General features: G+C 60.7%; 27 protein-coding genes, 1 pseudogene and 1 riboswitch. Of the genes and pseudogenes, 18 read left to right on the top strand and 10 right to left on the bottom strand.

Annotated elements, in window-relative coordinates; all coding sequences use genetic code 11:
• Nucleotides 1–268: 268 nt before the first annotated feature.
• Together GN300_RS30000 and GN300_RS16875 are read left to right on the top strand one after the other, a co-directional pair.
• Nucleotides 269–946: pseudogene (locus GN300_RS30000) on the top strand (RCC1 domain-containing protein); the annotation flags it as partial.
• 246 nt (nt 947–1,192) lie between these two features.
• Complete coding sequence (locus tag GN300_RS16875; RefSeq protein WP_233405660.1) at nt 1,193–2,737, top strand: cutinase family protein; 1,545 nt, start codon at nt 1,193–1,195, stop codon at nt 2,735–2,737.
• 332 nt (nt 2,738–3,069) lie between these two features.
• Here the strand turns inward: GN300_RS16875 and GN300_RS16870 are convergent, their stop codons facing one another.
• Together GN300_RS16870 and GN300_RS16865 are read right to left on the bottom strand one after the other, a co-directional pair.
• Complete coding sequence (locus GN300_RS16870) at nt 3,070–3,681, bottom strand: CPBP family intramembrane glutamic endopeptidase (protein WP_197487694.1); 612 nt, start codon at nt 3,679–3,681, stop codon at nt 3,070–3,072.
• A 371-nt stretch (nt 3,682–4,052) separates the two neighbouring features.
• Nucleotides 4,053–4,586 (bottom strand): hypothetical protein, encoded by a 534-nt coding sequence (locus tag GN300_RS16865; protein WP_063314914.1) that lies wholly within the window; start codon nt 4,584–4,586, stop codon nt 4,053–4,055.
• Nucleotides 4,587–4,645: 59 nt separating this feature from the next.
• Here GN300_RS16865 and GN300_RS16860 point away from each other — a divergent pair, with 59 nt between their 5' ends.
• Nucleotides 4,646–4,861 (top strand): hypothetical protein, encoded by a 216-nt coding sequence (locus GN300_RS16860; RefSeq protein WP_003945874.1) that lies wholly within the window; start codon nt 4,646–4,648, stop codon nt 4,859–4,861.
• Between the two features lie 7 nt (nt 4,862–4,868).
• Here the strand turns inward: GN300_RS16860 and GN300_RS16855 are convergent, their stop codons facing one another.
• The 4 genes from GN300_RS16855 to GN300_RS16840 all read right to left on the bottom strand — a co-directional run bounded on the left by GN300_RS16855 (nt 4,869) and on the right by GN300_RS16840 (nt 7,424).
• The gene (locus tag GN300_RS16855) at nt 4,869–6,026 is read right to left on the bottom strand and encodes an AI-2E family transporter (RefSeq protein WP_042453495.1); all 1,158 of its coding nucleotides are present in this window, start codon (nt 6,024–6,026) and stop codon (nt 4,869–4,871) included.
• Nucleotides 6,027–6,090: 64 nt separating this feature from the next.
• Nucleotides 6,091–6,567: a hypothetical protein gene (locus GN300_RS16850; protein ID WP_003945539.1), complete on the bottom strand. Its 477-nt coding sequence runs from the start codon at nt 6,565–6,567 to the stop codon at nt 6,091–6,093.
• A 135-nt stretch (nt 6,568–6,702) separates the two neighbouring features.
• Entirely contained in the window at nt 6,703–6,858 is a 156-nt protein-coding gene (locus GN300_RS16845; RefSeq protein ID WP_003945564.1) for a DUF6131 family protein, read from the bottom strand.
• A gap of 164 nt (nt 6,859–7,022) precedes the next feature.
• Nucleotides 7,023–7,424 carry a nuclear transport factor 2 family protein gene (locus GN300_RS16840; protein WP_007734703.1) on the bottom strand — a complete coding sequence of 134 codons (402 nt, stop codon included), beginning with the start codon at nt 7,422–7,424 and terminating at the stop codon, nt 7,023–7,025.
• A 101-nt stretch (nt 7,425–7,525) separates the two neighbouring features.
• Between GN300_RS16840 and GN300_RS16835 the strand changes: the two genes are divergently transcribed.
• Nucleotides 7,526–8,881: a DUF1254 domain-containing protein gene (locus GN300_RS16835; RefSeq protein ID WP_063314915.1), complete on the top strand. Its 1,356-nt coding sequence runs from the start codon at nt 7,526–7,528 to the stop codon at nt 8,879–8,881.
• 50 nt (nt 8,882–8,931) lie between these two features.
• Here GN300_RS16835 and GN300_RS16830 read toward each other — a convergent pair whose 3' ends face one another.
• Together GN300_RS16830 and GN300_RS16825 are read right to left on the bottom strand one after the other, a co-directional pair.
• Complete coding sequence (locus GN300_RS16830; protein WP_063314916.1) at nt 8,932–9,723, bottom strand: SDR family NAD(P)-dependent oxidoreductase; 792 nt, start codon at nt 9,721–9,723, stop codon at nt 8,932–8,934.
• 166 nt (nt 9,724–9,889) lie between these two features.
• Entirely contained in the window at nt 9,890–10,048 is a 159-nt protein-coding gene (locus GN300_RS16825) for a hypothetical protein (RefSeq protein WP_156511691.1), read from the bottom strand.
• A gap of 157 nt (nt 10,049–10,205) precedes the next feature.
• Between GN300_RS16825 and GN300_RS16820 the strand changes: the two genes are divergently transcribed.
• The 7 genes from GN300_RS16820 to GN300_RS16790 all read left to right on the top strand — a co-directional run bounded on the left by GN300_RS16820 (nt 10,206) and on the right by GN300_RS16790 (nt 17,144).
• Nucleotides 10,206–11,063 (top strand): siderophore-interacting protein, encoded by an 858-nt coding sequence (locus tag GN300_RS16820; protein WP_003945614.1) that lies wholly within the window; start codon nt 10,206–10,208, stop codon nt 11,061–11,063.
• Between the two features lie 41 nt (nt 11,064–11,104).
• Nucleotides 11,105–11,286, top strand: a riboswitch (cobalamin riboswitch).
• Between the two features lie 57 nt (nt 11,287–11,343).
• Nucleotides 11,344–12,357 (top strand): ABC transporter substrate-binding protein, encoded by a 1,014-nt coding sequence (locus tag GN300_RS16815; protein ID WP_054831556.1) that lies wholly within the window; start codon nt 11,344–11,346, stop codon nt 12,355–12,357.
• Entirely contained in the window at nt 12,358–13,110 is a 753-nt protein-coding gene (locus GN300_RS16810; RefSeq protein ID WP_063314917.1) for a trans-aconitate 2-methyltransferase, read from the top strand. It begins immediately after the preceding gene.
• A complete protein-coding gene (locus tag GN300_RS16805; RefSeq protein ID WP_063314918.1) occupies nt 13,107–14,147 on the top strand; it encodes an iron ABC transporter permease in 1,041 nt (346 codons plus the stop codon). Before GN300_RS16810 ends, GN300_RS16805 begins: the two co-directional genes overlap by 4 nt.
• Nucleotides 14,144–14,917 (top strand): ABC transporter ATP-binding protein, encoded by a 774-nt coding sequence (locus GN300_RS16800; RefSeq protein ID WP_058038896.1) that lies wholly within the window; start codon nt 14,144–14,146, stop codon nt 14,915–14,917. Before GN300_RS16805 ends, GN300_RS16800 begins: the two co-directional genes overlap by 4 nt.
• Nucleotides 14,918–14,942: 25 nt before the next feature.
• Nucleotides 14,943–15,803, top strand: coding sequence for a hypothetical protein (locus GN300_RS16795; RefSeq protein ID WP_063314919.1), 861 nt, complete (start codon nt 14,943–14,945; stop codon nt 15,801–15,803).
• A 138-nt stretch (nt 15,804–15,941) separates the two neighbouring features.
• Nucleotides 15,942–17,144: a CaiB/BaiF CoA-transferase family protein gene (locus tag GN300_RS16790; RefSeq protein ID WP_063314920.1), complete on the top strand. Its 1,203-nt coding sequence runs from the start codon at nt 15,942–15,944 to the stop codon at nt 17,142–17,144.
• Here the strand turns inward: GN300_RS16790 and GN300_RS16785 are convergent.
• Nucleotides 17,102–17,710 (bottom strand): TetR/AcrR family transcriptional regulator, encoded by a 609-nt coding sequence (locus tag GN300_RS16785; RefSeq protein ID WP_007734687.1) that lies wholly within the window; start codon nt 17,708–17,710, stop codon nt 17,102–17,104. The genes GN300_RS16790 and GN300_RS16785 overlap by 43 nt on opposite strands.
• 115 nt (nt 17,711–17,825) lie before the next feature.
• On the opposite strand from GN300_RS16785, the gene GN300_RS16780 reads away from it, so the two are divergent.
• The 6 genes from GN300_RS16780 to GN300_RS16755 all read left to right on the top strand — a co-directional run bounded on the left by GN300_RS16780 (nt 17,826) and on the right by GN300_RS16755 (nt 24,065).
• Nucleotides 17,826–19,382, top strand: coding sequence for a long-chain fatty acid--CoA ligase (locus GN300_RS16780; RefSeq protein WP_063315142.1), 1,557 nt, complete (start codon nt 17,826–17,828; stop codon nt 19,380–19,382).
• Nucleotides 19,383–19,394: 12 nt separating this feature from the next.
• Nucleotides 19,395–20,579, top strand: a complete 1,185-nt coding sequence (locus GN300_RS16775; RefSeq protein WP_063314921.1) for an acyl-CoA dehydrogenase family protein — start codon at nt 19,395–19,397, stop codon at nt 20,577–20,579.
• A gap of 59 nt (nt 20,580–20,638) precedes the next feature.
• Nucleotides 20,639–21,010, top strand: coding sequence for a YidH family protein (locus GN300_RS16770; RefSeq protein ID WP_081557457.1), 372 nt, complete (start codon nt 20,639–20,641; stop codon nt 21,008–21,010).
• Nucleotides 21,007–21,321 (top strand): DUF202 domain-containing protein, encoded by a 315-nt coding sequence (locus GN300_RS16765; protein WP_007734680.1) that lies wholly within the window; start codon nt 21,007–21,009, stop codon nt 21,319–21,321. The genes GN300_RS16770 and GN300_RS16765 overlap by 4 nt, the downstream gene beginning before the upstream one ends.
• Nucleotides 21,322–21,453: 132 nt before the next feature.
• Nucleotides 21,454–22,779, top strand: coding sequence for an MFS transporter (locus tag GN300_RS16760; RefSeq protein WP_063314922.1), 1,326 nt, complete (start codon nt 21,454–21,456; stop codon nt 22,777–22,779).
• A 74-nt stretch (nt 22,780–22,853) separates the two neighbouring features.
• Nucleotides 22,854–24,065, top strand: a complete 1,212-nt coding sequence (locus GN300_RS16755; protein WP_063314923.1) for a serine hydrolase — start codon at nt 22,854–22,856, stop codon at nt 24,063–24,065.
• Between the two features lie 15 nt (nt 24,066–24,080).
• Here the strand turns inward: GN300_RS16755 and GN300_RS16750 are convergent, their stop codons facing one another.
• A complete protein-coding gene (locus GN300_RS16750) occupies nt 24,081–25,457 on the bottom strand; it encodes a wax ester/triacylglycerol synthase family O-acyltransferase (protein ID WP_063314924.1) in 1,377 nt (458 codons plus the stop codon).
• A gap of 368 nt (nt 25,458–25,825) precedes the next feature.
• On the opposite strand from GN300_RS16750, the gene GN300_RS16745 reads away from it, so the two are divergent.
• A complete protein-coding gene (locus GN300_RS16745) occupies nt 25,826–26,698 on the top strand; it encodes a hypothetical protein (protein ID WP_003945649.1) in 873 nt (290 codons plus the stop codon).
• Nucleotides 26,699–26,727: the final 29 nt, after the last annotated feature.

Here is a 26,727-nt window from a genome sequence, read left to right as displayed (position 1 = left end):
TGTCACAGCGTCCGCCCTAGATGACTTCCACGGCCTTTGACATCTCGACGATTGGGCCCGGCGATGAGCCTAGTACTTGCTAACCGGCTGTTCTGCGGGTCTTACAGGCGGTCTCGGAAAGCTCATCTGCCCATAAATGTCATCTGAACAACCGATACCAAATTCCGCAATCCACAGATACCGTCCCATCCGGGTGTGTCGTCAGCAGTTCCTTGTTTCGTGAGCACCTGACCACGTGACCAACACTTCCAGCGAGGGACATACTTTGATGCGTGCCAGGTTGCTTGAATCCATCCGAAGTCGGAGCCTTCTACTGATAGTCGTCGCGGTTCTCGTCGCGTTCGGATTAACAACAATTCCAGATGCAAGTCGTGCGATCGCTGATCCCGCACCAACTGAACCACTTAGACAAGCCAAAGTGGTCGTTGCCGGCCACTCTCACTCATGCGCGTTGATGGTGGGCGGTACCGTCAAATGCTGGGGAAGCAACGATAAGGGGCAGGTAGGCGACGGAACCCGCATAACCCCGCGATCGACCCCGGTGGACGTGGTGGGGATTTCCGGCGCCACCGCACTCACTGCAGGAGGGAATCAGACGTGTGCCGTAGTGACAGGTGGATCTGTCAAATGCTGGGGAGACAACACCTACGGGGTAAACGACCCTAGCGACGGAGTGGGAATACCCACGCCCGTGAGCGTGGTCGGGGTTTCCGGCGCCACTGCAGTGTCTGCCGGCTGGCAACACGTGTGTGCGGTGGTGGTACGCGGCTCTGTCAAATGCTGGGGAAACAACAACAGTGCGCAGCTAGGAGACGGCGCTCTGCACACCGGAGGACCAATACCAGTGGACGTGGTGGGGATTTCCGGCGCCACCGCCGTGTCTGGTGGCAATTACCACACCTGTGCTCTGGTGGCAGGGGGCGCCGTCAAGTGCTGGGGACGTAACAACGAAGGACAACTAGGAGACGGGAATCCTGGGGGGATAGGAATTCTTCACCCCACACCAGTGGATGTGGCGGGGATTTCCGGGGCCACCGCACTCGCGGCCGGAGGGGTTAAAACGTGCGCGGTGGTGGTAGGTGGCACCGTCAAGTGCTGGGGACTCTACGTCGAAGGGCGCCTATCAGACGGCATCGACGACATTCGACCGAAACCGGTGATTGTGGGAATCTCCACTGCCACAGCAGTGTCGGTGAGTGAATACAACGGGTGTGCGGTGGTGGCGGGCGGAGCCGTCAAATGCTGGGGGGATAACGGCAGCGGGCAACTAGGAGCCGGCACCGACGTTCCTCATCAACCCGCACCGGTGAGCGTGGTTGGAATCGCCGGTGTTGAGGCAGTGTCGACAGGCTCCCAACACTCGTGCGTGGTGGTGGCGGGTGGCGAAATCAAATGCTGGGGAAGCAACCAGTACAGGCAGTTGGGAGACGGAACCGACATCAACCGATCCACGCCGACAACAGTCCTCTTCGGTTCATGCAAACCGATCAACTATCTCGGTGTCCGGGGATCCAGCGAAGCACCACAAGGAGTGACTCCGTCATCGTCTACCTACCCAGTCGGTACTACCAACAACGGCATGGGCGAACCTATCGCTGCCCAGTACAGCGCATTGCGATCGATTCTGCAAAGACTGGGCAAAGCCAACGACCTACGCGGCGTCGGCATCGTCTACCCAGCAATACCTGTCCCAGACTACGCTGCCAACGACCTTGCATACCTGGAATCTCTATGGGCAGGCGCCGAAAGCCTGCGCAATGAACTCGCGACGATCAATGAGAACTGCAACGGGAAATCCACCAAAATTGTCTTGGCTGGATACTCGCAGGGCGCGGACGTAATCAATACCGCCGCAGCAGCTGTCCAACGGGAGCGCAACACCACCGACTTCAAAAATGTTGTCTCAATCGTCTACTACGGCAATCCCAGCCGGATCGGCGGACAACTTCACGAACTGAGCGACACCAAAGGGCTCGGGATACGCCGGATCGCGGGAGCCGCCGTCGACCCTGAAACCGACAGCTGGATCAACAATGGGAACAACAAATCGAGATTCACCTCGATCTGCGCCAGCCTCGACCTTGTGTGCGACGCCTCCGACAACCTGCTTCTAGGCACCACGTTGGTCGTGGTCGGGGGAGGTGGGGTTCTCAGTCCTCTTGGGGCAGCTAACGCAGCCGAAATCGGGTACAACCAGCACACCACATATCAAACGACATCAATGAACTGCACGGTCCGCGGTATAGGCGTTCTCCGCTTGACCACAACGACATGCGGAGCCACAGAGATCGTCCGGAAACTGGGATACGTGGTCCCGCGCGGCACCTTCGACGCCTTCGGCGGATGGGAATGGCTGGAACTCAAGCCGGGCAGCCAGGCGACGGGCGTTTTGACCGGAGTCGCGGGTATGGCGTACAACCTGACCATCGAATCGGACCCAGTCGAGATCGGTACCGTCGTCGCTGACAGCAACGGGCTAGCAGCATTCGAGTTCACCGTCCCCGCATCGCTCGTAGATGGCGATCATCACCTCATCGCCACCAATAGCGATGGCCAACGCTTCATCGTGCCGATTCGTATCTCGGCGACCGCCCCCGATGAGTCCGGTGACGTCATCGTGATCAGCGAAATTGATCTCACTTCACCAACGCCGACTGATCCGGAGCCGCCGATTACGACAGGCCCACCGTCGCCTGGAAGCTCAGGATCCTCTGGGAGCAGCGTGTTCGGCTCCTAACGGAATAAAACACGCCGTCGGAGCCTCACCGCGGAGTGGCACGTTAGGGCTGCGGCCTTTCTGGATTGGCCCCGCCGCACATAGCCGACCGTCGCGTGCAATGGGTGCGCCCGCTGTTTCCCGCCGGTGGCGTAAGTGCTGCCCGGTCAGCCGGCCGCGCCCCTTTTTACCGACGAAACGGGGCGGTGTCCCGCATAGCTGTTCGGGACACCGCCCCATTCCCGCGATAGCGAGAGCTGTGCGACAGTCGAAGTGGCGACAGGGGAGGTTCGGAATCGTTGACGGATCCATAGTTGGAACCGTAGCGGTGCCCTCTGTCCTCATCGGCATCGTCAGTGGAGCCAGTTCGCGATCCCCCACGCATCGAGGTTCCACACCAGATGCCCGATAATCGACGGCCACAGCGATCGTGTCGCCAGCGCCAGCGGGTAGAACAATGCACCAAAGGTGCACCCGAGGAGCACATTCCAGGCGCCTTGATTGCCGTGGTGGTAGCCGAATGCGACGGTGGAGAGCAGACCGCCGCCAACGATCGAGACGACCGTCAGCGCGTGTCTACTGATCCGGCTCTCGACACTGTCACGGAGTTGCCAAAGCAGCAGTCCGGGGCCACGGAACAGGACCTCTTCCCAGATCACACCAGATGCGATCGACACAATCACCAGACCTGTGGGGAGGCCGCTGTACCAGTTGATGCGGTCGGTGGAAACGATCGCCGGTGTGATCGATGTGGCAGAACGCAACAGAGGATCCAGGACCCGTAACCAGACGAAGACGAGGACGACGGGAGCAACAATGCCCAGCAGCAACGGCTCGACGGGACGGTGGGCGGTCCAGATGGACCGCGGGAAGCTGAATCCAGACGAGAGCAACACAGTACGCATCGATGTACGACGGTCGGCCTTTTCAAAGTAGTTGACCAGCAACATGATTCCTGGAACCATGATGGCTCCGTACGTTGCACCAGCTATGACTTTCGGTAGGGCGATCGGTTGCGTAAGGCCTTCAAAGACTAAGTACGCAGCGACGACGACCACGAGCATCGTGAAGGCCGCGTAGGCCGCGACTCGGACCGGACCGAGGCGGAAGGGAATCGCAGGTGCCGATGCTGGCGTTCGTGTCATACCGACATTCGACCAGCACTCCTCGTGATTGCGGAAGCAACACGCCAGCACCGAAACGGGTGGAGTGCTCAGTGGACGCGGAGTCGAATTAGGCCCCGATCGAGCTATCGAGGCCTACTGAGCCAGGTCAGATCGAACACAAACTGAACATGTGCAATGCGGACCGAGCAACCGCGTGAGGATCGTTGAGGTCAACGGGCCACTCCCCCCACCCTCTGCTCCTCATTTCGGGAGCAGTCGGTCAAATAAAACACGACAAAGCCGCCTTCTCTGGTGGTGACCCCGGCAACTCGGGCCCGCAAGTGATCGGCGTTCCTCACAAGGAGTCCGTTCACGAGCAGCGACATTTCATCCTGGTCGATCCTCATTTGTTTGTCGTAGTCCGAATCCGACCGCACCGAGGCATTCGCAATGTTGACTATTTCAGTCCGATTCGCTTCGCTGAACGGAAAGTGAACCGCGTCGGAGTCGTAGAGCAGCGACTGCAAGGTTGCAGTGCCGTCGACTACCACCGGATTCGACGTACGAAGGACGTGTTCGGGTGGGCCGACCACGGTCAGCAGCGTTTCGGGCCGGAGATACACAGTCACCAGTGACTCTTCTGCCTCGTCCAGTAGGTCAAGTTCGGTGGACCGCCTGTCGATCGCCTTAATCGCCTTCACGGTCAACGTGGTGCCACCGTCGGCGGTGAGGCACGAAGACGACTGTCGCACGTTGTGTTCCACGGGTTTGCCACTTCTCGAGCCGGGTAGGATCGTCTTAGCGAAAGAAGGTTGTGTAAGTCATGGAAAACTACAGAATCGAACTACCGGACGGTACAACGGTGATGGAAGATTTCGTCTCGGATCGCGCCGCAATCGCATACGCGGTCGATCTGAATCACGGTTGTAGCGAGAAAGTCTCGGTATTCCGTATCACCGCCGAGGGAGAAACCATCCCGACTCGGATGTGTCCCAAGCCGAATCCTGGTTCTCGGCGTCGCGCGCGAAGCGTCCGATAGAAGCCGGTCAAGAAGCGTCGAGGCGCGGAAAGAGCGTCTCCCTTGCAAGCAGCAGCAAGGCCGCAGCGACCGGAATCGCCAGCAACGCACCGACAATACCGAGCAACGCTCCACCCAACAGAACCGCGACAACGGTCACCAGTGCCGGGACCGCCACCGTCTTCCCGATGATCTTCGGAACGAGCAGGTAGTCCTCGAGCAGACGTAACGCAATGAAGAACGCAACTGTCGCCAATGCCGTTGGGACAGAGACTGTCAGGGAGACCAGGGCGACGACAACCCCTGCGATCGTGGAACCGACTATCGGGATCAGATCGAGCAGAGCGACCAGCAGCGCCAGGATCAACGGATACGGCACGTCGAAGATCAACAACCACGCGAAGGTGCACACTGCGGTGATCACGGAGATCAGAACATTGCCGAGGACGTACCCACCCACACCTGCCAGTATCTGATCACCGATGGCGATTGCTCGTGGCCGCCGCGAATGTGGCACCAGCCGATACAGATTCGTGCGGATTCGTGGGTAGTCGATCAAGAAGTACGTCGTCAGTACAGCAACGATTCCAGCGTCGGCGACTGCGCTGAACACCGCCCGCCCCGCTCCGAGCAAACCCGTCGCGAGCGCAGACCCCGAACCGTCCAGTTGGGTGGTGAGGTGCTCCTCGAGGTGATACTTCTCGTCGAGGTCGCTGACGATCGGATACCGGTCACGAATGTGTGTCAGAAGTTCGGGAGCGTGTGATGCGAACTGACGTCCCTGCTCGACCAGCGGGGTGATCGCAGCAACCAGAAACAGCGCCAACATCACTGCAATTCCGAGGAGTACCACAGTGACTGCGATCCAGCGTCGGAAATGTCTCCGCTCCAGCCAGACGATCATCGGTTCGATGCCCACCGCGAGAAACAGCGCGACCACGATCAGGATCAGCATGCCTCGCGCCGCCAGGAGCACTTCGATCACCGCGTACGTCACGGCAACACCGGCCGCCGCGCTCAGACCGATGAAGAACGGTGAACGACGATCGAATCTCGGCCCCGGTTCGCCCAGCGGCCGGACGGGAGTCGCCAATGCTGCGGCTTCACGTTCGGCTTCCGCCATCGGATCTGCCGCTTTGACTTCACTGTCGGAGTCCGGTGAGGTGTCCGCGGAACTGGGATCCATTCAAGCCACCTCACGATCCGCGCGACTTCCCGGCACGGGAGTGAGTACCCGTGCCGTGGCCGGATCAACCTCGAGGCTTCTCCGCTCCGCTTCGGGTCAGCGCGAGACCGGTTCCTACCACTCCGATGATCGACACAGCGATGGCGATGCTGGGCCAACCGTCGCTCTGCCAGTAGACGTCGTCGAGAGTGATCAGTAACGCAGCCTCGTCGACGATGAGCCCGAGTGCGATGCCCAACGCGATGCCCATCCATGTTCTTGCGCGAGGGCTTCGGTCTACGAGTCCGAAGATCGCCACCCCGGCCAACAGCAGAATTCCCCATAAATAGTGATGCAGATGAGTGCCACCGGCGCTGATGTCGCCGACGTCTCTGGTGTCGATCTGGATCAACCACGTCACCAGACGTGCTCCGCCGAACGTCAACGTGAAGGCCACCCACGCCAACACCAAACCGCGGCGCGATTCGTCAACCTGATTCCATCTGCGAGGGAATCTGAATCGCTCGGCAGATTTCTCTTCGTCATGGTCTCGAGAAAGCATCCTTCATGTTTACCCGATGCCGCTCAGATCGATAATTTGGGGTAGAGAGACCGAAAACCAGTTGGAGCACAAAAAGCGGTACCCGATCTCCGAAGAGATCGGGTACCGCCTTCTCAGCTACTCGCGCAGTATTGATCAATACCAGACTTTTCGTCCGCCCACTGCGCGCCCGGTAGCACCGAGGATGGACAAAACTGCACCTACGACGACCAAGATGATGCCGACGGTGGTCAGAATGCTCAACCCCGTGAAAAAGCCGATCAACGCCAGAATAATGCCGAGAACAATCATGTGAGAACCTCATCCGGTATGCGTATCAAAATGATCTACTCAACTGACGCTACTACAGAAACTTCACAATCGATAAATCCGATAAATACATTCATAAATGCGAAACTCGTATTACTACCCAATAGTGTCACCGTTAAAACATCAGCCTTTCTCTTATCTCTACGTCACAGTTCCACGTCCTCGATCTTCGCCTCGACCGCCGGCGTGATGTGGCTCAACACGCAGCACCAACGACCGTCTCGCCGCGCGAACACGTCGGTGGTCCACTCGTCGGCGTCGTATTGTCTGCCGCCGTAGTGCGCGGTATTGACGATCCGCGTAGTGAACAGTGCGACGTCACCGAAGAAACGCACGCGAGCGCTCCCGACGCGGTCCATCGCCGAATGAGTCAAGTCGCCCGAGGCCACGAAGCCCAGGAACTCCGCTTTGGTCGACACTCCGGATTCCGAGACGATCACCCAGTCGTCTGCCATGAAATCGCCGATCCGTTCGGCGTCGTTCGAGCACATCGCGACGTTCCACTCGTCTGCGACAGCGACCAATGCCGCACTCTCCTGATCCGACATGTCTTCTCCCTCTACCGTCGTCACCCTCGGCGGGTGATGCCTCGACGGCAGGGTTCCCGCAGGGTGGACTTCGAACCGACGTGCACGACGAGAGGGCAGAGATGACAGACACCAGTCGCACCGAGCTTGCAGCTCAGGCGTATATCTACGGATTTCCCCTCGTTTTCAATCTCGACCAGGTCCATCGGTATGTTCACAACGGTGTCGGAGCGAACCCCGCCGCACCTTTCAACACCTTCAGCCACGCCCGCACACTGGCCGGGCCGGCAGACACTTTCGTCACGATCAACAACGACACCCTGTATTCCATGGCGCAGATCGATCTCTCTGTCGGCCCCGTTGCGCTGCACGTCCCCGATACCGATGGCCGTTACTACGTCCTCCAGTTCGTGGACGCCTGGACAAACAATTTCGCTTACGTCGGGCATCGGGCCACCGGCACGAAGAGCGGAGACTTCCTTCTCGTCCCACCCACCTGGACGGGAACCCCGGCGGACCAGACCACGGTGATCAGATTTCCCACGAACATTGCGTCGATCGTGGGCCGGTGGGCATGCGGTGGCGACGACGACCTCCCTGCGGTGCACGCCTTGCAGGACGCCACCACACTGACCGTCGTCGACTCCACCGGAAACTCGGCGGGTCTCCCAGTGCCCGAACCCGGGGTAAGCCAGGACCTCCTGTTCCTCGAGAAACTCCGCATCTGGTCACAGGCGTTTCCGCCGGCCCCACGCGATCGAGAACTCCAGGATTCCTTCTCCCCGATCGGAATCGACGAGCCCGGGGCCTCTCCCTATAGCTCACACTCTGCCGCTTCACTCTCTGCCGACGAGGCAGCCGCGTTGGCTGACGGATTGACGATCGGTGAGAAGAACCTGCTCGAGGCCCTCACGAAAGGCTCCAGCCCCGAAGTCAACGGATGGAAGCTCACATTCCACGCCTTCGACTACAACCTCGACTACTTCGAGGTCGGCACAATCGACGATCCACAATTCAAGATCGCCGATCCCAAGTTGCGCATCGTCGAACGCGCCGCGGCTGCCAAGGGCGGGCTGTGGGGCAACCACCCTTACGAAGCGGCGTACATCATGACCTACGTCGACGATCAGGGCGAGCAGTTGAACGGAAACCAGACCTACACAATAAGACTCGACCCCACTCCGCCGGTGAGCGCCTTCTGGTCGCTGACGATGTACTCGGTGCCGGACTTCTTCCTCGTGGCGAACCCCGTCGACCGATACTCGATCGGCGACCGCACTCCAGGAATCGTCCACGACGCCGACGGTGCGTTGACGATCACGATCAGCCACGAGGAGCCGAAAGATCCCACGGCGAAGGCAAACTGGCTGCCCGCACCGCGCGGGGATTTCCGACCGGTACTGAGAATGTACGAACCTTCGCCCGCCGTGCTCGATCAGTCCTACGTCGTCCCCGCCATCACTCGCTCGCAAGAATGACGGCTCGCGTCTGACGGCCTGCCTGTGCGGGCCGTCAGACGGACGCAGAATCAGGCGTGCGTGCCGCCGTCGATCCGGATCTCCGTGCCCGTGATGAAGGCACCATCGTCGGATGCCAACATCGCGATAACTCCCGCAACACTTTCCGGCCCGGCCATGGGGGCACCACCGGACTCCAGATCAGTGCTCAGAATCGGTGACAACTTGCCGAAGAGCGACCAGTCGGTGTCTTCCGGCAAGTACGACGCCGTAGTATCGGTGATCCCGCTCTTCACACTGCCCGGAGCCACCGCGACGGCACGCAGACCCTGCTTGCCGTATTCGAGAGCCAGTGCGTGAGTGAAGGACTGGATTCCTCCCTTACTTGCGGCATACGCGGCCATGTACGGGTGCGCGAAGGCAGCGGAGGTGGAACTGAAATTCACCACGACTGCGTTGCCGGTGGCAAGGAGAGCCGGCAGTGCCTGGCGCGTGACGAGGAAAGTGCCCGTCAAATTCACGGAGAGCACCTGATTCCACAGGTCCAGCGAGGTCTCGTGGGTGTGCCCACCACGCAGTATCCCGGCGGCGTTGACCAGTACGTCCAATCCCCCGAGAGACGAAATCGCCTGACCCACAACCTTGATGACGGAACCCTCGTCACCGATATCGACGACGACGGTGTCGAGGCGATCCTCCGTCGAAGCATGTTCTGCCGATTTCCGGGTGTTCGCCAAACCCTGCTCGGAGATGTCTGCAGCGACCACGCGGCCACCTTCGGCGAGCAACCGCAGCGCGGTGGCCTGCCCGATTCCAGATCCTGCGCCGGTGACGAGAATACGACGACCTTCGAAACGATTCATTGCTGTGTACCTTTCACGAAAACGAGTTGGCTGGTAGTCCAGGCTCGGTGGCGCCGACACTCACAACTCACCCGCGAGAAACTTCAGGTACGGGAAATGCGCAGCACTGCAACAGGTGTGGCACTGCGAAATCTCGGCGAGGCAATGCTCGCCGAAGTGGCGAATGTCAGACGGATCCGGCCGGTGCGGCCAAGGCTCTTTCGATCCAGACAAGACCGGACGGGCGGCGGTCGATCGCCTTACGCCCACGTCGGAAAGTCGCTACGCCGAATCGGGCCGTGCGCAGTGCACGGCCGGAAGCGAGAGAACAGAGGCGTATGGACATCACAGGCACGGTAGCAGCGCCGGCACCACTCGCTCAACCGCGTCGTTTCGAGACCCGAATCATTCAGGTAATCAGATGTCACTTCTGGACAACTCGCTCGACTTAGGCAGCACTAACCTGGTGGCATCCCGAAAAACCCGATCCAGGAGCACAGTCGATGACACATGCAGACGCCTCGCGCACAACAACTCCCCCGACGACCGTCCTACGGACCGCTGACCACAATCGCGGACTCAACGACGTTCTCGCGATCGTCGAAGCGATGGAGCGACCGAGCGATCACCTGCTGCGGATCACGGCTCGTTTGACGGAGTCGACCGACGATCCGACCTGGTCACGCCCGAATGTAACCGTACGCATGAATCTCGGGCCGGCCTTCGACGACGCTTCGCGCGTGTACACGGTGCGTTCCTACGATTCAGCGAGCGGATCGATCGTCGTCGATGTGGTCCTGCACGGACAGACCAGTCCGATGATGAGGTGGGCAGCAGCGTTGGCCGTCGGTGACACCTTCGGCCTCACCGGTCCGCGGCCACACTTCTTGATCCCTGATGTTCCTGGTCGACGTATCGCACTTTTTCTGGACGGCACCGCAATACCCGCATTGCACTCGATCATCGAGCAGTTACCTACCGACGTCGTCGGAATCGGCTGGGTCACAACAGATGACGAGGTCGCCTTCGCCGAACTGCCCGCCCTCCCCGGCCTGGAGCTTCACCGCGTGAGCGCAGATCCGGCCGAGCCCGACGGCCCACTGGCGGTACGAGCACGCGAGCTCGCCAATCCCGCGAGCTACGTCGTGTGGGGCGCCGGTGAACGCAACGAGATGCGCGCAATCCGGAAGCACTTTCGATCGACCGTCGGACTCGACAAAAACGACGTCGCGATATTCGGATATTGGAAGGAGGGCGTCAGCAACACCGAAATCGACCTCCGTCGACGCGAGAACTACGAGCGCATCCTCGCCGACGGCGGAACCCTCACCGACATCGACGACCTGGCCATCGAGATCTGATTGCCTCACACCAGCCGACCTGACCGGCGGTGCACTGCGGTGATAAGTTCCTCTGTGCCAGCGGACCTCCACACAGGGGGTCAGGGAATCCGGTGTGAATCCGGAACTGACGCGCAGCGGTGAGGGTGACCGCCCGGGCTTACGCCACTGGATGACAATCTGGGAAGGCGCTCGGGTGGAGCGATCTCGAGTCCGAATACCGGCTGGCAGCAGGGGTCAACAGGCGCCTGTTCACACGGTAACGGGCTCCGCGAACGAGCCCCTGCGAGAACGAGATTCCATGCGTCTGTCCAGACTTCGCCTACCCGCCGCCGCCGTCGCTGCCCTGTTGAGCGCGTCGTTGGTTGCCTGCTCCTCCGACGACAGTGCTGCCCGACAATCCAACTCTTCCGAACAATCGCGCGTGACAGTCCAGAACTGTGGCCGAGACGTCACGGTGGAGCGACCGATCGAACGGGCAATCGCGGTAAATCAACCTGCAGCAGAGATGCTGTTCGCGCTGGGAGTGCAGGACCGGATGGCCGGGTACGCCATGAGCGATGACGATGTCCTCCCCGAACTGCGCGAGGCGCGTGGTCAGGTCCAGGCGTTCGACACCGAGTTCCCGTCATTCGAAAGTGTCCTCGAACGCGAACCGGACATGGTCTACACGACGTTCAACTACACGTTCACCTCGGAGGGCATCGCCGACCGGATCAAGTTCACCGACCTCGGTGTCGCGACATATCAGTCACCCAGCGAGTGCACCGGTCAGGATGCCGAGCAGAGCAAGGCCCTCACGCTCGACGACTTGTACGACGAAATCAACGACGTGGCAACACTGTTCGATGTCAAGAACAAAGGTGTCGAGCTCACCGAGAGTTTGAAGGACCGCGCGGCCACCGCCACGGCGGCATTGGGAGCTGAGAACGTGACGCTGGCGTGGTGGTACGCAGCCACGAAGACTCCGTACTTCGCCGGGTGCTGCGGTGCACCGGGAATCATGACCGACGCGGTGGGTGCGAAGAACGCCTTCGACGACAACAAGCAGTACTGGCCCGAAATCGGTTGGGAGAGTGTCCTCGATCGAGACCCGACCGTGCTGGTGCTCGCAGATCTCGACCGCGGTGGAGACGGCGACAGTGCCGCAGACAAGATCGCGTTCCTCGAATCGGACCCGGTCGCCAGCAAGCTCACCGCAGTGAAGAACAAGCGTTACATCATCCTCGAAGGAACGACGATGGATCCCTCGATCCGCAATGTCGGTGGCATCGAACAGCTCTCCGACGGGCTGCGCCAGTTGGGTGTGGTCTAGATGTCCGCGCAGATCAGTGAACTGGTGCGTCGGTGGGACGACCAGCAGGCGGCATACATCGCCGACCGTGAGAAGCGCTTCGACGTGATTCTCGACGTCCTCGAATTGCAGCACGCGCACGCCCCGTTCACGGTTGTCGACCTGGCCTGCGGGCCGGGTTCACTGAGCGCCCGGATTCTCGAAAAGTTCGAGCATGCGAGCGTTGTGGGGATCGATTACGACCCGATGCTGCTGGCGCTCGCCCGCCAGTCGTCGACGCGTTTCGGTGACCGACTGCAGCTGATCGACGCAGACCTGGCGGGAGCCGATTGGCCGAATTCGGTGGCTGCGCCGGTTCAGGCGATAGTGTCGACAACCGCGCTGCACTGGTTGCAACCGCAGCAGCTCGTCGAGGTGTATCGGCAGTGCCGCGAACTGCTGAGCCCTGCCGGCGTTCTGCTCAATGGTGATCACTTTCGTTTCGACGGCCGCTTCCCTGTCATCGGGCGATGGGCGAACGCTCACGACGAGCAGACGCAACGCTCCGCCTTTGCTGCGGGCGCTCCCGAGTGGGACAGCTGGTGGGACGAGCTGCGGGCCACTCACGGCATCGGGGCACTGACCGACGAGCGTGAGCGTAGATTCGCCGGACGTGACGCCACCGCGCCCACAGCCGTCGACTTCCAGTTGGCGGCGCTCGCGCAAGCAGGTTTTCGGGAGTCGGGGACGGTCTGGCAACTGTTCGACGACTACGTGGTCTACGGCGTGAGATGACGACAAGAGTTCGGCTGCGTGACAACCCGACGACCGTCACCCTGCTGTGGGTGATCGGTGTTGTCACGCTGGCCGGATCAGCCGCCGTTGCCATCACGTTGGGGCCGGCCGGTCTGTCGGTCGGTGAGGTGGCTTCGATTGTCGTCGGCCATCTCGGCGGTACCGCGGCGGACGTCACCCCTATCCGTGACGGCATCGTGTGGGACCTCCGTCTGCCGCGTACCCTGCTCGCCGCGCTCTGCGGTGCCGGTCTCGGGTTGTGCGGTGCGATCATGCAGTCGCTGCTTCGCAATCCGCTGGCCGATCCGTTTGTCCTCGGTATCTCGTCCGGCGCCTCGACCGGTGCCGTACTGATCGTGATCCTCGGAGTCGGGTCGGGAGTGATCGGCCTGTCGAGCGGCGCCTTCATCGGCGCGGTGATCTCCTTCGCCCTTGTGTTGCTGCTCGCCCATGCGGCCGGCGGCACGCCGGATCGGGTGATCCTGGCCGGTGTCGCCGCGACCCAACTGTTCTCCGCGCTCACCTCGTTCATCGTCATCACCTCGGCCGATCCCGAGCAGACCCGCGGCGTGATGTTCTGGCTCCTGGGCTCACTCGGCGGCGCCGACTGGCTCGACGTCGCACTCTGCGCTGCGGTGGTCGCAGTCGGCCTCGCGGTCTGTCTGACTCACTCCCGCGCACTCGACGCCTTTGCCTTCGGCGAGGACGCGGCGTCGTCGCTGGGGGTGAACGTGTGGCGGGTGCGTGTGACCCTGTTGTTGGCAACAGCCTTGATGACCGCGGTGATCGTGAGCGTCGCAGGCGCCATCGGCTTCGTGGGCCTGGTCCTCCCGCACGCGGCGCGGGCTCTCGTCGGTTCGAACCACCGCCGACTCCTGCCTGCGTCCGCACTGATCGGCTCCATCTTCCTTGTCTGGGTCGACGCAGTAGCACGCACAGCCATTGCGCCGCAGGAACTCCCGGCCGGTGTGGTGACCGCGCTGGTCGGTGTGCCTGCGTTTGCCGTCATCCTCTGGAGACGGAAGGCCAGGCCATGACACTCGAAGCTGCCGGCGTCAGTTGGCGGGTCGGCGGGGCGCTCATAGTCGACGACCTCGACGTCTCGCCTACAACCGGAAGTACGGTGGGGCTTCTCGGCCCCAACGGTTCGGGGAAATCGACGCTGCTGAAACTGCTTGCCGGGCACAATCGTCCGACGTCCGGTGTCGTGACCCTGGACCGAACCCCGTTGTCCGACTGGAAACGCCGCGACGTCGCGCGTCGGATCGCGACCGTTGATCAGCACAGCAACACCGAGATCGATCTGACGGTCGCGGAGGTAGTCGAACTCGGACGCACACCGCACCGCGGACTGTGGGGTGGGCAGTCGGATTCCGATCGCGACGCCGTTCGGGCAGCGATCGAACACACCGACCTCGCCGGCATGCTGGACCGGTCGTGGCACACCCTGTCCGGCGGGGAGCGCCAACGCGTCCAGATCGCGCGCGCCCTCGCTCAGGAACCTCACGAGTTGCTACTCGACGAGCCGACCAATCACCTGGACATCAACCATCAACTCGAATTGCTCGCGCTCGTGCGACGCCTCCCCACCACCACGATCATGGCATTGCACGATCTGAATCTGGCCGCCATGTTCTGCGATTCGATAGTGATGCTGAACCGGGGATCCATCGTTGCCCACGGAAGCCCGACCGAGGTCCTCACCGCTGACCTGATAGCCGAGGTCTACCAGGTCGACGCCGAGGTTCGCCTGGACGGTCCCGGCGGAGTACCTACCGTGCGATACCTTCCGCCTTGCCACATGTAACCGTTCCGAGTGCCAATATGGATACGTGACCCTCGATGATGTCGCCAACGAACTGTACGGGCTCGACCCCGGCGAGTTCGTCGAGGCGCGTACACATCATGTGAAGGCCGCCCGGGAGGACAACGACCGCACATTGGCCGCGGAAATCGGCAAACTTCGGAAGCCGACCACCGTGGGGTGGTTGGTCAATCTCATCTCGCGCGATGCACCAGAGGATCTGGATGCACTTCTCGCGCTTGGCGAATCGCTACGCGACGCTCAACGCCATCTCTCGGGCCCGGACTTGCGACGGCTGACGACACAGAGGCAGCAGGTGGTGCGGAGTCTCGCCCACAAATCCGGTGAGATCGCGGCTTCACGGGGAAAAAGCGTCGGCGAGGATGCTTTACGTGATGTCGCGCAGACCCTCAATGCCGCTCTGGCCGATGAGGAGACTGCCGCGCAGGTTCGACTCGGACGGGTCGTGACCGCGGCGAGTTACAGCGGTTTCGGACCCGCCGGGCTCGCCGTGGTGAATGAGAAATCACCGCAGCACGCCGCGATTGAAGAGCCGACGACTCCGAAGTCGAAAACTCCGGAACCGAAGGCCGAACAAGCCAGAGCAAAAGCAGAATTGAAGGAAGCCACGGCGCAGGCCGACGAGATCCGCCGCCGGGTGAAGTCCGAGACCGCCGAACTCCAGGAAGCCAGAACGACGCTCTCCGACGTCGAACGGCGCGTTGAAGAACTGCGCACCGAACTCGAGCACGCTGAGCAGCAACGGCAGTTCGCACGGAACGCCGAGAAGACCAGTGACGCTGCGGTTCGAGAATCCGAGAAGGAACTCCGTGTTGCTGAGCGTCGCGTCGACAAAGCAGAACAAAACCTCGCCGCAATCAATTCGTAGACATCCTGTTCATTAATCGATAGTCTGCCAATTATCGATCAGGTTGATCATCCTGGGATCCAGCAGTTACGAACAATGCCGTGCCGATGAGGGTTTGGCGTTATCGGCTACTGCCTCGACAGTCTTCGGAGTGTGAACATGGACAGCGACAACACGTCGGAATGGAGTTTCTTACACGGCAAGCGCGTTCTCGACCTCTCTCGCCTTCTGCCCGGCCCGTTTGCGACGACGCTGCTCGCAGATCTGGGCGCCGACGTGGTCAAGGTCGAGAACCCGAAGCGACCTGATCCCACGCGGGCAGCTGGTGAACGGATGGCTTCGTTGAACAGGAACAAGCGATCGATCGCGCTCGATCTCCGTCTCGAATCCGATCGCGAGACGTTCCTTCGACTAGTCGAGACTGCAGATGCAGTGGTCGAGGGGTTCCGGCCACAGGTACTGGCAGGCATGGGACTCGGCTACGACGTACTTCGAAAAGCCAACCCACGCATCGTATTATGTTCGATCACCGGTTACGGGCAGTCCGGACCCTATGCCGACAAGCCGGGGCACGAATTGAACTTCCTCGGCCTTTCCGGCTTTTTCGCAGTTCCCGGGTGCACCGACGGAGTCGTCACCCGCCCTGGTATCCGGGCCGGTGATCTGGTGGGTTCGATGTACGCAGCACTGTCCATCTCGGTTGCTCTCGCCAGCGTGGACAAGCACGGACGCGGACAACACATAGACATTTCCCTCGCCGAGGCTGCAACCGCGTGGTGCGCGCCTTTCGCGCTCATGATCCGCGATATCGAGAACCCTACCGATTCACCGACCGTCCAGGGAGACAACGACATTTTCGAGACTTCCGACGGTTGCTTGCTTTCACTTGCCACTTTCGAAGACAGGTTCTGGATCGAGTTCCGCACAGCATTCAGCGCTGAGTTTCCAGCACTGAACACACTGCGCTACGACGATCGATGGACCCGAACACAGCACAAGGCTGAGTTGCGGGAACTCCTGGTCACCACCTTCGGTACGCACACATACGAGTGGTGGGAAAGATCGTTGACTGCGATCAATGCCCCATGGGCGCCGGTGTTCACCGACGCCGGACAGCTGATGAGCGATCCCCATGTCGTCGCTCGAAACCTGTTCAGCGAGGTCGCGACCGAAAACGGAGAAAGCTGGCCCCAGATGAGATTCCCGGCGCAATTCAGCTTGGGACTGAACAGTTTTCGACTTCCGACTCCATACGTGGGCGAGCACACCGAGTCGGTTCTCGACGAAGCCGCCGCGGCAACGGCGAGACGTGACAGCGGCTATTCGGATTTCAATTCGCCGTCGAAACCCGAAGACCAGTAGCGTCCCCGCAACGAAAGTTCGAGCAGCATCTCGGTGACTTCTTCCGGCGTCAGCGGTGGCGGGTCGGACTCGAGCCACCACTGCATGACCGCGATCTGTTCACCCACCCATGCCCGCGAGAGTACTTCGATGTCGATTCGCGGAGTAACCCCGAGCGCTTCTGCCCGTGCGGAAAATATCCGCACAGCGGCGACGCTGCGGTCTTCGACGAACTTTCGCAGCGCCTTGCCATCCCCCTCACCACGCAGGATCACACGGTAGACGTCACGTTCCTCAGCGGCATGCCTGAACATCTCGAGCACAGGCTTGCCGGTGAATCCGATCGAAGAGGCGGGAATGAGTGGACCGAGCCGCTCTTGCAGGTCATCGGCCAGATCGGACACGACTTGACCGAGCAAATCGTCTTTGTCGGTGTAGTGACTGTAGAACGTCGCCCGACCCAAATCTGCACGGTCCGTGATGTCTTCGACGGTGATCCCGGCATATCCCCGTTCCAGAACGAGCGAGACCAAGGCATCCCGCAGCAATCGTCGGGTACGCCGGACACGTCTGTCTTCTGGAGGCATTGGGTTCCCTTCCTTCGCACTGTTGTACGAAGCATAGTTCAACATTGACAGGACGATCGAATATAGACAGACTGTCCATTAACATTCGTGATGTCGATTTTCTCTGGAGATGTCCATGAACCTCGGTACTTATCTCGCCCGAAGCGCCAGCTACTACCCCGATCTCGAAGCCCTTGTCTGCGGCGAAGGCCGGTGGACCTACAGCGAGCTCGATACGGCCGCAAACCGTCTCGCGTCCGCTCTCGCAGTGACCGGGACACGGCCCGGACACATGATCGGAACCTTTGCCGGAAACTGCGGGGAACTCGTAGTGACCGAAATGGCCTTGTACAAGGGAGGATTCGTCAGGGTGCCGATCAACGCACGACTGGGCGCCGACGAACTCGGGCATATCCTCGCCGACGCCGATGTGCGTGTCCTCTTCGTCGACCCCGCCCATGCCGAGATGGCGCTGAAGGTCGTCGCCGACGCAGGGCTGAACTGCAGGGTGATCGACTACAGCACTTCGACTCCCGGCGCGGACAGTTATCACGAACTGACGACAAGGGGCAGCGAAGACAACGTCGAGGTGGACGTCGACATTGACGCCCCGGCTGTCCTCAACTACACATCCGGGTCCACCGGCAAGCTCAAGGCTGCGGTCCAGAGTCACGGCAACCGCTTGGCGAACATGCGCAAGCGACTGATGAGCCCCGAAGGCGCGCCGACTGTTGGTGATCGCTACCTCGCCCCCGGCCCGATCACACACGCTTCCGGCATGGTGATGCTCGGAATGTTCGCCAGGGGCGCCGCAGTGGTGATCCTGCCGGCATGGGACACGAGGACGTTCCTGCAGACCATCGAACGTGAGCGGATCACCACCACCATGGTGGTCCCGACGATGCTCAACTTGCTGATGGACCATCCGTCGGTTACCGAAGTCGACCTGAGCTCTCTGCGCTGCATCGGCGTAGGCGCAGCGCCGGTTTCTCCACAACGGTTGCGCGACGCGGTAAAGGTGTTCGGTCCCATCGTCATTCAGGGATACGGGCTCGGCGAAACGACCAGCGTCGTCACTGTCTTGACCGCTGAAGACGTGGTGCGCGGTATCGAATCCGACCCTGAGCTTCTTCTCTCGTGCGGCCGGCCGGCATACGACACCGATGTTCGCGTGGTCGACGACAACGGCGTACAGGTCCCGGCCGGCACGATCGGCGAGATCGTAGCCAGTGGTCCGGACTGTGTCCGCGAATACTTCCACGAACCCGAGCTGTCGGCTGAGACGTTCAGGAACGGCTGGGTCCACACGGGCGATGTCGGCTATTTCCGCGAAGACGGCTACCTGTTCATCGTCGACCGCAAGAAGGACATGATCATCTCGGGCGGATTCAACATCTACTGCAGCGAGGTGGAGGCCGCTTTGTACGAACATCCCGCCGTTTCCGAAGTCTGCGTAGTGGGAGTTCCCGATCCGAAGTGGGGCGAAGCAGTCAAGGCTGTTGTCGTGACCAGAGATGGAACTGACACCACCGCAATGGAATTGATCGCGCACTGCTCGACGCGTCTGGCAAGCATGAAGAAGCCACGTTCGGTCGACTTCGCAGATTCGTTGCCTGTCAACCGAAACGGCAAGATCGATCGCCGCGCGATTCGCGCGACCTACTGGACCACCGCTGACCGTCACGTCAACTGACAGGAAATAGACATGTCATTCGCTCTCACCCCTACCTACGAAGACAATCCAAGACTTCAATCGCTCGTCGAGCGTCTACGCGACTATCTCGACGGCGAACTAGCCGAGTACGAAGCCGAATTGGGTCTCACTCAAGAATCCCACTACATCCGTGAGACACTCGAGCCAGTGTGGAGACGCAGCCGCGAACTCGGCTTCTACGGAATACACCTCCCCACTGAACTCGGCGGCCAGAACCTCACCTATACCGAACTCGCCGCACTCAAAGAAGAGGTCGGTGCATCGCCGCGGGTCCTCGCGACGTCCGTGCTCGGAGACATGGGTGGCCCACTCCGCGCGGGATCGATCTTTCAATACGCCACCGAGCACCAGTTGGAAAAGTACTTGATTCCGGTGCTGCGAGGAGAGAAGGCGTGCTGCTTTTCTCTCACCGAGAACGACGCAGGTTCCGATGTTCGCGGCATGCTCACCACAGCTACCCCGGACGGTGCCGGATGGCGCCTGAACGGCCACAAGGTGTTCTCGTCCGCGGGCCCCTTCGCCGACTTTTCGGTCCTGATCGCAAAGATGGCATCCGACGGCGACGGACCGGATTCGTACTCGGCCTTCCTGGTCGACTTGGATTCTCCTGGCTGCACAGTGGCGGACGGTGACGTCCCGATGTCCGGTCAGCACATCGAAGCGGACATCATCCTCGACGGCTGCTACGTGGGGCCGGAACAGCTTCTCGGAAATGTGGGCGAAGGCTTGAGAATCGGACTCGGTCGAGTCACAGTCAACCGGTTGTTGCACTGCCCCACCGTCCTCGGCGGAGCCCGCCGAGCACTGGAATTGTCGTTGGAGTACAGCAAGACTCGCCAGGTGCAGGGCGCTCCTCTTGCGATGTTGCAGTCCATCCAACACAAACTCGCCGACATGGCGACCGACTACTACGCTGCGCGCTCGATGACCTACGACGCACTCGCCACACTCGATGCCGGTGGGAGTCCGCGTACCGAAGCATTTATGTGCAAGCTGTTCGTTGCCGAGAAGGCCTTCACCATCGCCGACCACGCAGTTCAGATTCACGGAAAAGCCGGGGTCATCCGTGGTTCGGAGGTCGAATCACTGTTCCAGCGGTTGAGGATGTTCCGAATCCTGACCGGCTCCTCCGAGATTCAGAAGAACGGAATCGCGCGTCAATTACTCACCACCTGAAGATCATTCAAGGACAGTCGTATCCAATTTCGCGCCCGCCAGGTCGTCATACGCTCGACGTGACGGCCTGGCGGGCACTCGACATTTCGGAGGCAATCACCGTGATCGATCACGAACCGGACTACAGATTCAGTCTTGCGAACGAACGAACATTTCTGGCTTGGATACGAACTGCGTTGGGGTTGTTGGCAGGCGGCGTCGCAGTCGGTCAGTTCTACGTATCCGAAAACGACAACAATATGTACAAAATGCTCGGAGTCGTGTGCACCGTCGTGGCGTCGGCTGTAGCGCTCGGCGCGCTCAGACACTGGAAGGCCGTCCAAACCGCGATGAGGCGTGATCTTCCCTTACCCACGTCACCGATGATCGCGCTTCTCGTCGGTGGGGTGTGTGTCGTTGCGGGTCTCGGCGTAGGGATGACCGTGTTGTGACGAAAAACGAGCCGCCCGGACTGCAACCCGAGCGAACCGTGCTCGCCTGGCGACGAACTGCCCTCTCCTCTGTGACTGTGTCAGTGATCACCGGTCGCGAAATCGCTTTGCATCCGTCCGTTCTACGAATCGCAGTGTTCGCCACGCTCATCATTACGACTGCCGGAGTCATCGTGGGCACGACAATCCGTCATCGTCGACTCAGTCTGGACGACAAGGATTCTCGAGAAATACCGTTCATTGTCATGGCGACTTTGGCCGTAGGCGTCACGGTTGCGGGACTCGGCACCTGCACTGTCATCCAACTTTGAACAAAGAGATAGACAGTATGTCTATTTATGTATATTGTCTCCATTAATGCTCACTGTGACTCAGTGCACAGTCGACCGCCGAGCGCTGCCCACCGCGCCCAAGCAATCATCGGCATTTTTCGAGAGGGAACAATGACCACAGAACTTGCGGCACCTACTCAGTTTCCACGCAGTCGGCGAGGTAAGAACCTCGCACTCCTGACCGGCTCCACGGCAATGGACAACGCCGAAAGCAGCGTGACGTCCGTGCTCTTCCCTCTCATGCGCGAGGCCATGGGATTGTCATCGGCGGCGCTCGGCACGATCGTTGCAGTGGCCAAGGCCGTCGGGGTCTTCACGGCAATCCCCTGGGCGTTCCTTGCCCGACGATATTCTCGTAAGTCGGTACTTGCCATCTGTTCAGGGTTCTGGGGTGTCTGGGTAATCCTGGCCGGATTGTCCGGCAGTTTCACTCAGTTTCTCGTCCTCTATGCGATCGGCGCCGCAGGTTTCGCCGGCGCCGGCTCGATTGCATTGTCCATCCTCGGAGATCTGTACGAGGACGCCCGGAGGGGCCGCGCAACGGGATTGGTATACGGCGGCGTCGCCGTCATCACCGGCGCGACCGCCCCGATATTCGGGCTTTTGTCTCGCTTCGAAGATGGATGGCGCTACGGATACATCATCACCGGTGCAATCTGCATCGCCATCGGTGTGCTTATCATGCTTTTCCTCGACGATCCTGAATCCGCCGATGCGCCCGCACAGACGACCACCGACGATTTCGGCTCCAAAGCAAGATTCTGGCGCGAAGGGATACGAGAGCTACTCGCTATCAAGACATTCCGATACTTACTCGTACAACGCGCATTCTCGGGCCAGAACGTCATCATGAGCTTCAGCATCGTATTTCTCGTCGAGGAGCACGGATTCACGACCGCAACTGCTTCGATCATCGCACCGCCCTTCGCAATCGGGTACCTGCTCGGCACGTTCGTCGGCGGACGAGTCAACGACGCCGTACACGTCAAACGACCCCGAAACGGCCGCATCATCATGCTTCAGGCCAGCCAACTCGGATTCGCGGCCGCAGCACTGATCGCTACGCAGATTTCCTGGAACAGCATCGGCGTCTACGCGGTCTTGTTCGGGATCGTCGGCGTCCTTCAAGGTCAGGTCCCAGTGGTCAATCGGCCGATTATCATGGCCGTAGTTCGTCCGGAACTGCGAGCCCTGGCCTTTGCCGTCTCCGTCTCGACAGTCGAAGCGCTGGCCTACGCCGGATACGCTGTCTTGGTCGGAACCCTCGGCGACAGAATCGGATTGCAAGGCGCGCTCTTCATCGTCACCGTAGTGCTGACCACCGTCAACGGGGTCGCTTCAGGCGCACTGTATCGCCCCTACGCCCGCGACAGTGCGGCCCTACTCTCCGGGCCATCCGCCAACCCCCTACATGAACAGAATGCGCTTCGGCACTAGGCAATTCAGTTCATCAACTACGAACGCGGCAATCAACACTCCAACTCGGCAATCAAGACGGAAGTAGACCTCAGATGGCACAAAACATCGCAACGGATGACATCCCCTGGGCGCGCGGATTCACCGACCCGGCCGACGTGCGCCAACAAGCCACAACCATACGAGAGATGGTTGCGACTCGCCGTGTGTGGCGCGGCGACGGACCCAAATGGACCCTCCCGACCGACTACACGGATCTGTCCGGTGTCACGTTGAACCTCCCGGATCAGCCGAAGCAGACGGTGTCCGAGTTCCTCGCGGGTGCGCACAGTGACGGTATCGCAGTGCTACATCGGGGACGCATCGTGTACGAGAGTTACTTGCACGGTTGCAAACCGCACGAACCGCACCTCAATGCATCGATGGCGAAATCCTACGTCGGTTTGATGGCTGCACTGGTCGAAGCACAAGGATTGTTCGACCGCGACGATCGGGCGTCGAAATTCATTCCCGAGTTGGCGGGAACTGCGTTCGGAGACAATCGGATTCAGGACCTTCTTCACATGGGCACTGATGTAACGTACGGCGGTCGGCCGTTCCATCGCACCATCGAAGCCAGCCGTTTCTGGGCCGTAGTCGCCCCGAAGCTGCGCCCCATGAATTACCGCGGCCCGGAGACCATTCTCGAGCACCTCGCCACGGCACGTACTGCGGGCCCGACCGGCGTCGAATTCCGCTACGAGAACGGCAATGTCGAGACTGTCGGAGAAATACTGCGCCGCGTGACCGGAACTTCACTCGCCGAACTACTCAGTGAGCTAGTCTGGTCAAGAATCGGAGCCGAAGAAGATGCGTTCTACATAGTCGACTCCGCTGGAACGGAAATGGCGGCGGGCGGATTCAGTGCGACCCTTCGAGACGTGGCCAGATTGGGTGAGATGATTCGTTGTGACGGTGCCGTCGAGGATCGTCAGGTGATCCCACCGCACATCGCGCGATCGATGACCGCGGGAGTGCCCGCAGGCTATCCTTCGGAGGTCAGAAGCCCGCGTGCCCCTGTCGATTCCCCCGCGACGATGAGCTACCACGACTACTGGTGGATCCTCAATGATCCGTTCGGATCGTTCATGGCAAGCGGAATCCATGGCCAGAGGCTCTTGATCTCACGCGACCTGGAGTTTGTGGTCGCGCATTTCGGAGCCCACATCCTTTCGCCTGCAATCGACACCCCGAACTTCGTACCCGCGTTCCTTCAGATCGGCACTCACTTGGTATCGAACGCTCGCGGAGCGGTCCCCGTCAGCTGAGGTTTCCTCACGCATTCAACCTGCGGCGGCTTCGAGCTCACTCAAGGATTCCTCGAGATGGCCGAGGAGCCGCTGCAAGTGCGGAACATTGCGGCGGCAGCCGACGAGCCCGAACTGCATGGTGTCCGCGTAGCCGATGACGGTGATGTTCATCGCCTGCCCGTCCAACGGAATCGATGCCGGGTAACAGCTCTCGAGCTTCGCGCCATTCCAATAGCGCGTCGTTGTCGGGCCGGGGACGTTGGAGATCACCAGATTGAAGACTGGACGCCCAGTGATCAGTCGGGATGAACCAGGGATCAGCGGCAGCCCGAGACCCGCGACGTTCAATGCACTGAGCGCCGTGATCTGCAGGGGCGTCAGGCCCGACATCAGAGACTTGGCGCTACTCATCGAGTCGTGAACTCTCTGAAGTCGGGCCGCCGGATCTGCCAATTCGGTTGCCAGATCACACAACACCGCACCTACGGCATTGCCGGAAGCCTCACCCTCTTCACCTTTGCGAAGGGATACCGGCACCATCGCGATCAACGGTTTGTCCGGCAACTCGTCCAGTTCGATCAGGTATCGCCGTAGCGCACCCGCGCACATTGCCAACACCGCATCGTTGAGCGTCACGTCTGCAACGCAGCTGACCTTGCGCAGGCGCTCGATCGGCCACGACTGCGCGGCGACACGCCTCGCTCCGGTGATCGGGACGTTGAAGATAGATTTCGGGGCAGCAAACGGCAACGGTGCGACGTGGTCCTTCACTGCCGAGGCAGCGGCGTTCACTATCGCAGGGCCGACCCCGACCACATCTTGCACGGTCTCGATCACGGAGCCCACCCGCCTCTGCAGGTCCAGCCCGCGACCGGCACGAACCCGCCCCGAAGAAGGTCGCTGCGCCCACGGAGGCATCGATTCTCGATCGAGCGGGTCCGACGAGAGGCTGCGGTACCACGCCTGAACAGCAGACACACCATCCATGAGCGCGTGGTGCGTCTTCATGTACACGGCAACTCGGCCGTCGGCGAGACCTTCGATCACGTACGCCTCCCACAGCGGCCGATGCCGATCGAGCAGCGTGCCGTGGAGCATGGAGGTCAGCTCGAGCAACTCGCGGACTCGCCCCGGCTTGGGCAGCGCGAGCAACCGGACGTGATATTCGAGATCGACGTCCTCGTCCTCCGTCCAACGCACCGGCGCGAAGTTCGACAAGAACTGCACCGGCTTGCGGCGAAAGAGTGGGCGAATCGAGTCGACGTCGGTGAGCGAACGGTAGAGCGATCTTGCGAATTCGCCGTCGTCCCCTTCCGGCGGAACGAAAAGCGACAGGCCACCGACGTGCATGGGATGCTCCCGTGACTCCATCAGAAGGAACATCGAGTCGAGCGGCAGCATCAGCGTCATGGCGATCCGTTCTCTCGGGCGGCTGCCCGGAGTACCGATCAGCCGCTGTTCGACAAAGTTACTCGCCCTGACTTCCCTCATTGGCGACTCCGACAAAACATTGCCACCTCGATTTCGACAGGAGTCCGATATTCCCGTCGACGAACGCCTTTCGGGTCGAAGCACCTCACAGCGATTCGCAGGTGAATGACGAGACACAGAGCACTGCAACAAATTTCAATCCTCACAGCCACAAGTAGTAGCGGAGGCGATCGCAGTAATACTTTTGTCGGAATTGTTTCAAATTGTCTGTACATCCAAGTCACACGTGACTACCGTCACTCATCAACACAATCCCGACTGGTCGGTTGTACCCAAAGGAGAAATACATGTCCCGACGTTCGACGTCGCGTGGGCTTTTCGGCGCACTCGCCACCGCAACTGTGTTCGCCACCGCCGCTGCGGTGGGAAGCTTGTCAGCAAGCATTGCAGGAGCCGCCCCGGCAGCGGAGATCCCCTTCGGCGGTTGGGATTCATGTCCGATCGACAATCCCGAGACCAGCACCTGTATGGACGTCACGGTCACCGGCGGAAACATGAAGATCGGCAAGCTTTCCGTCAACATTCCCGCCGGGGCGATGCGCATCGCGGGCGGAGTTGCATACCGGGAGAATCCAGAGGCTGAATTCGGATTCGACCAAGTATTCATCCCGCCGAACGACAACAGTCGGGGGATCTACGCCAAACCCATCGACATCCCCGGGGGCGCACTCGGAATCGACCTGCCATTCAACAATCTCTTCGGACTGAACAAGGCTTCGGCCACCGTAGAGTCGACGTCTGCACTCCCCACCGTGGATGCATTTCAGCTTGGTGTGAAGCTACCCGTCAAATTGAAGATCGCGAACCCTCTCCTCGGCGGCAAATGCTACCTGGGCTCGGACAACAACCCCGTCCAACTCAACTTGGATGTGACCGAATACGGTGTCCTCGAAGAGGTTCCAGGTTTCCCGGATACTGCCGTCGTTCGAAACACCGGGCACACCGGACAGCCCTTCGCGGTCCCGACAGCTTCCGGATGTGGCCCGTTCGGCGTTCTGAATCCAATCGTCAACTGGCGCGCCGGGCTTCCCTCGTCCACCACGTCCAACTCCCTCGCCACGACGAGTGACGTCTACAACATCGGTGCCGACAGCCTCAGGCCCCAGCCGGCCGGCTCACCCGAACCCGCTGCCGTCGTTGCCGAGCGTAGCGCCAACTAGCAATCCAACCCACTGCCACAGAACCGTCA

Source organism: Rhodococcus sp. Ni2, assembly GCF_021352185.1.
Lineage (GTDB): Bacteria > Actinomycetota > Actinomycetes > Mycobacteriales > Mycobacteriaceae > Rhodococcus_F > Rhodococcus_F qingshengii.
Note: the sequence above shows the minus strand (reverse complement) of the source record. Positions and strands in the feature narration are given on the sequence as shown.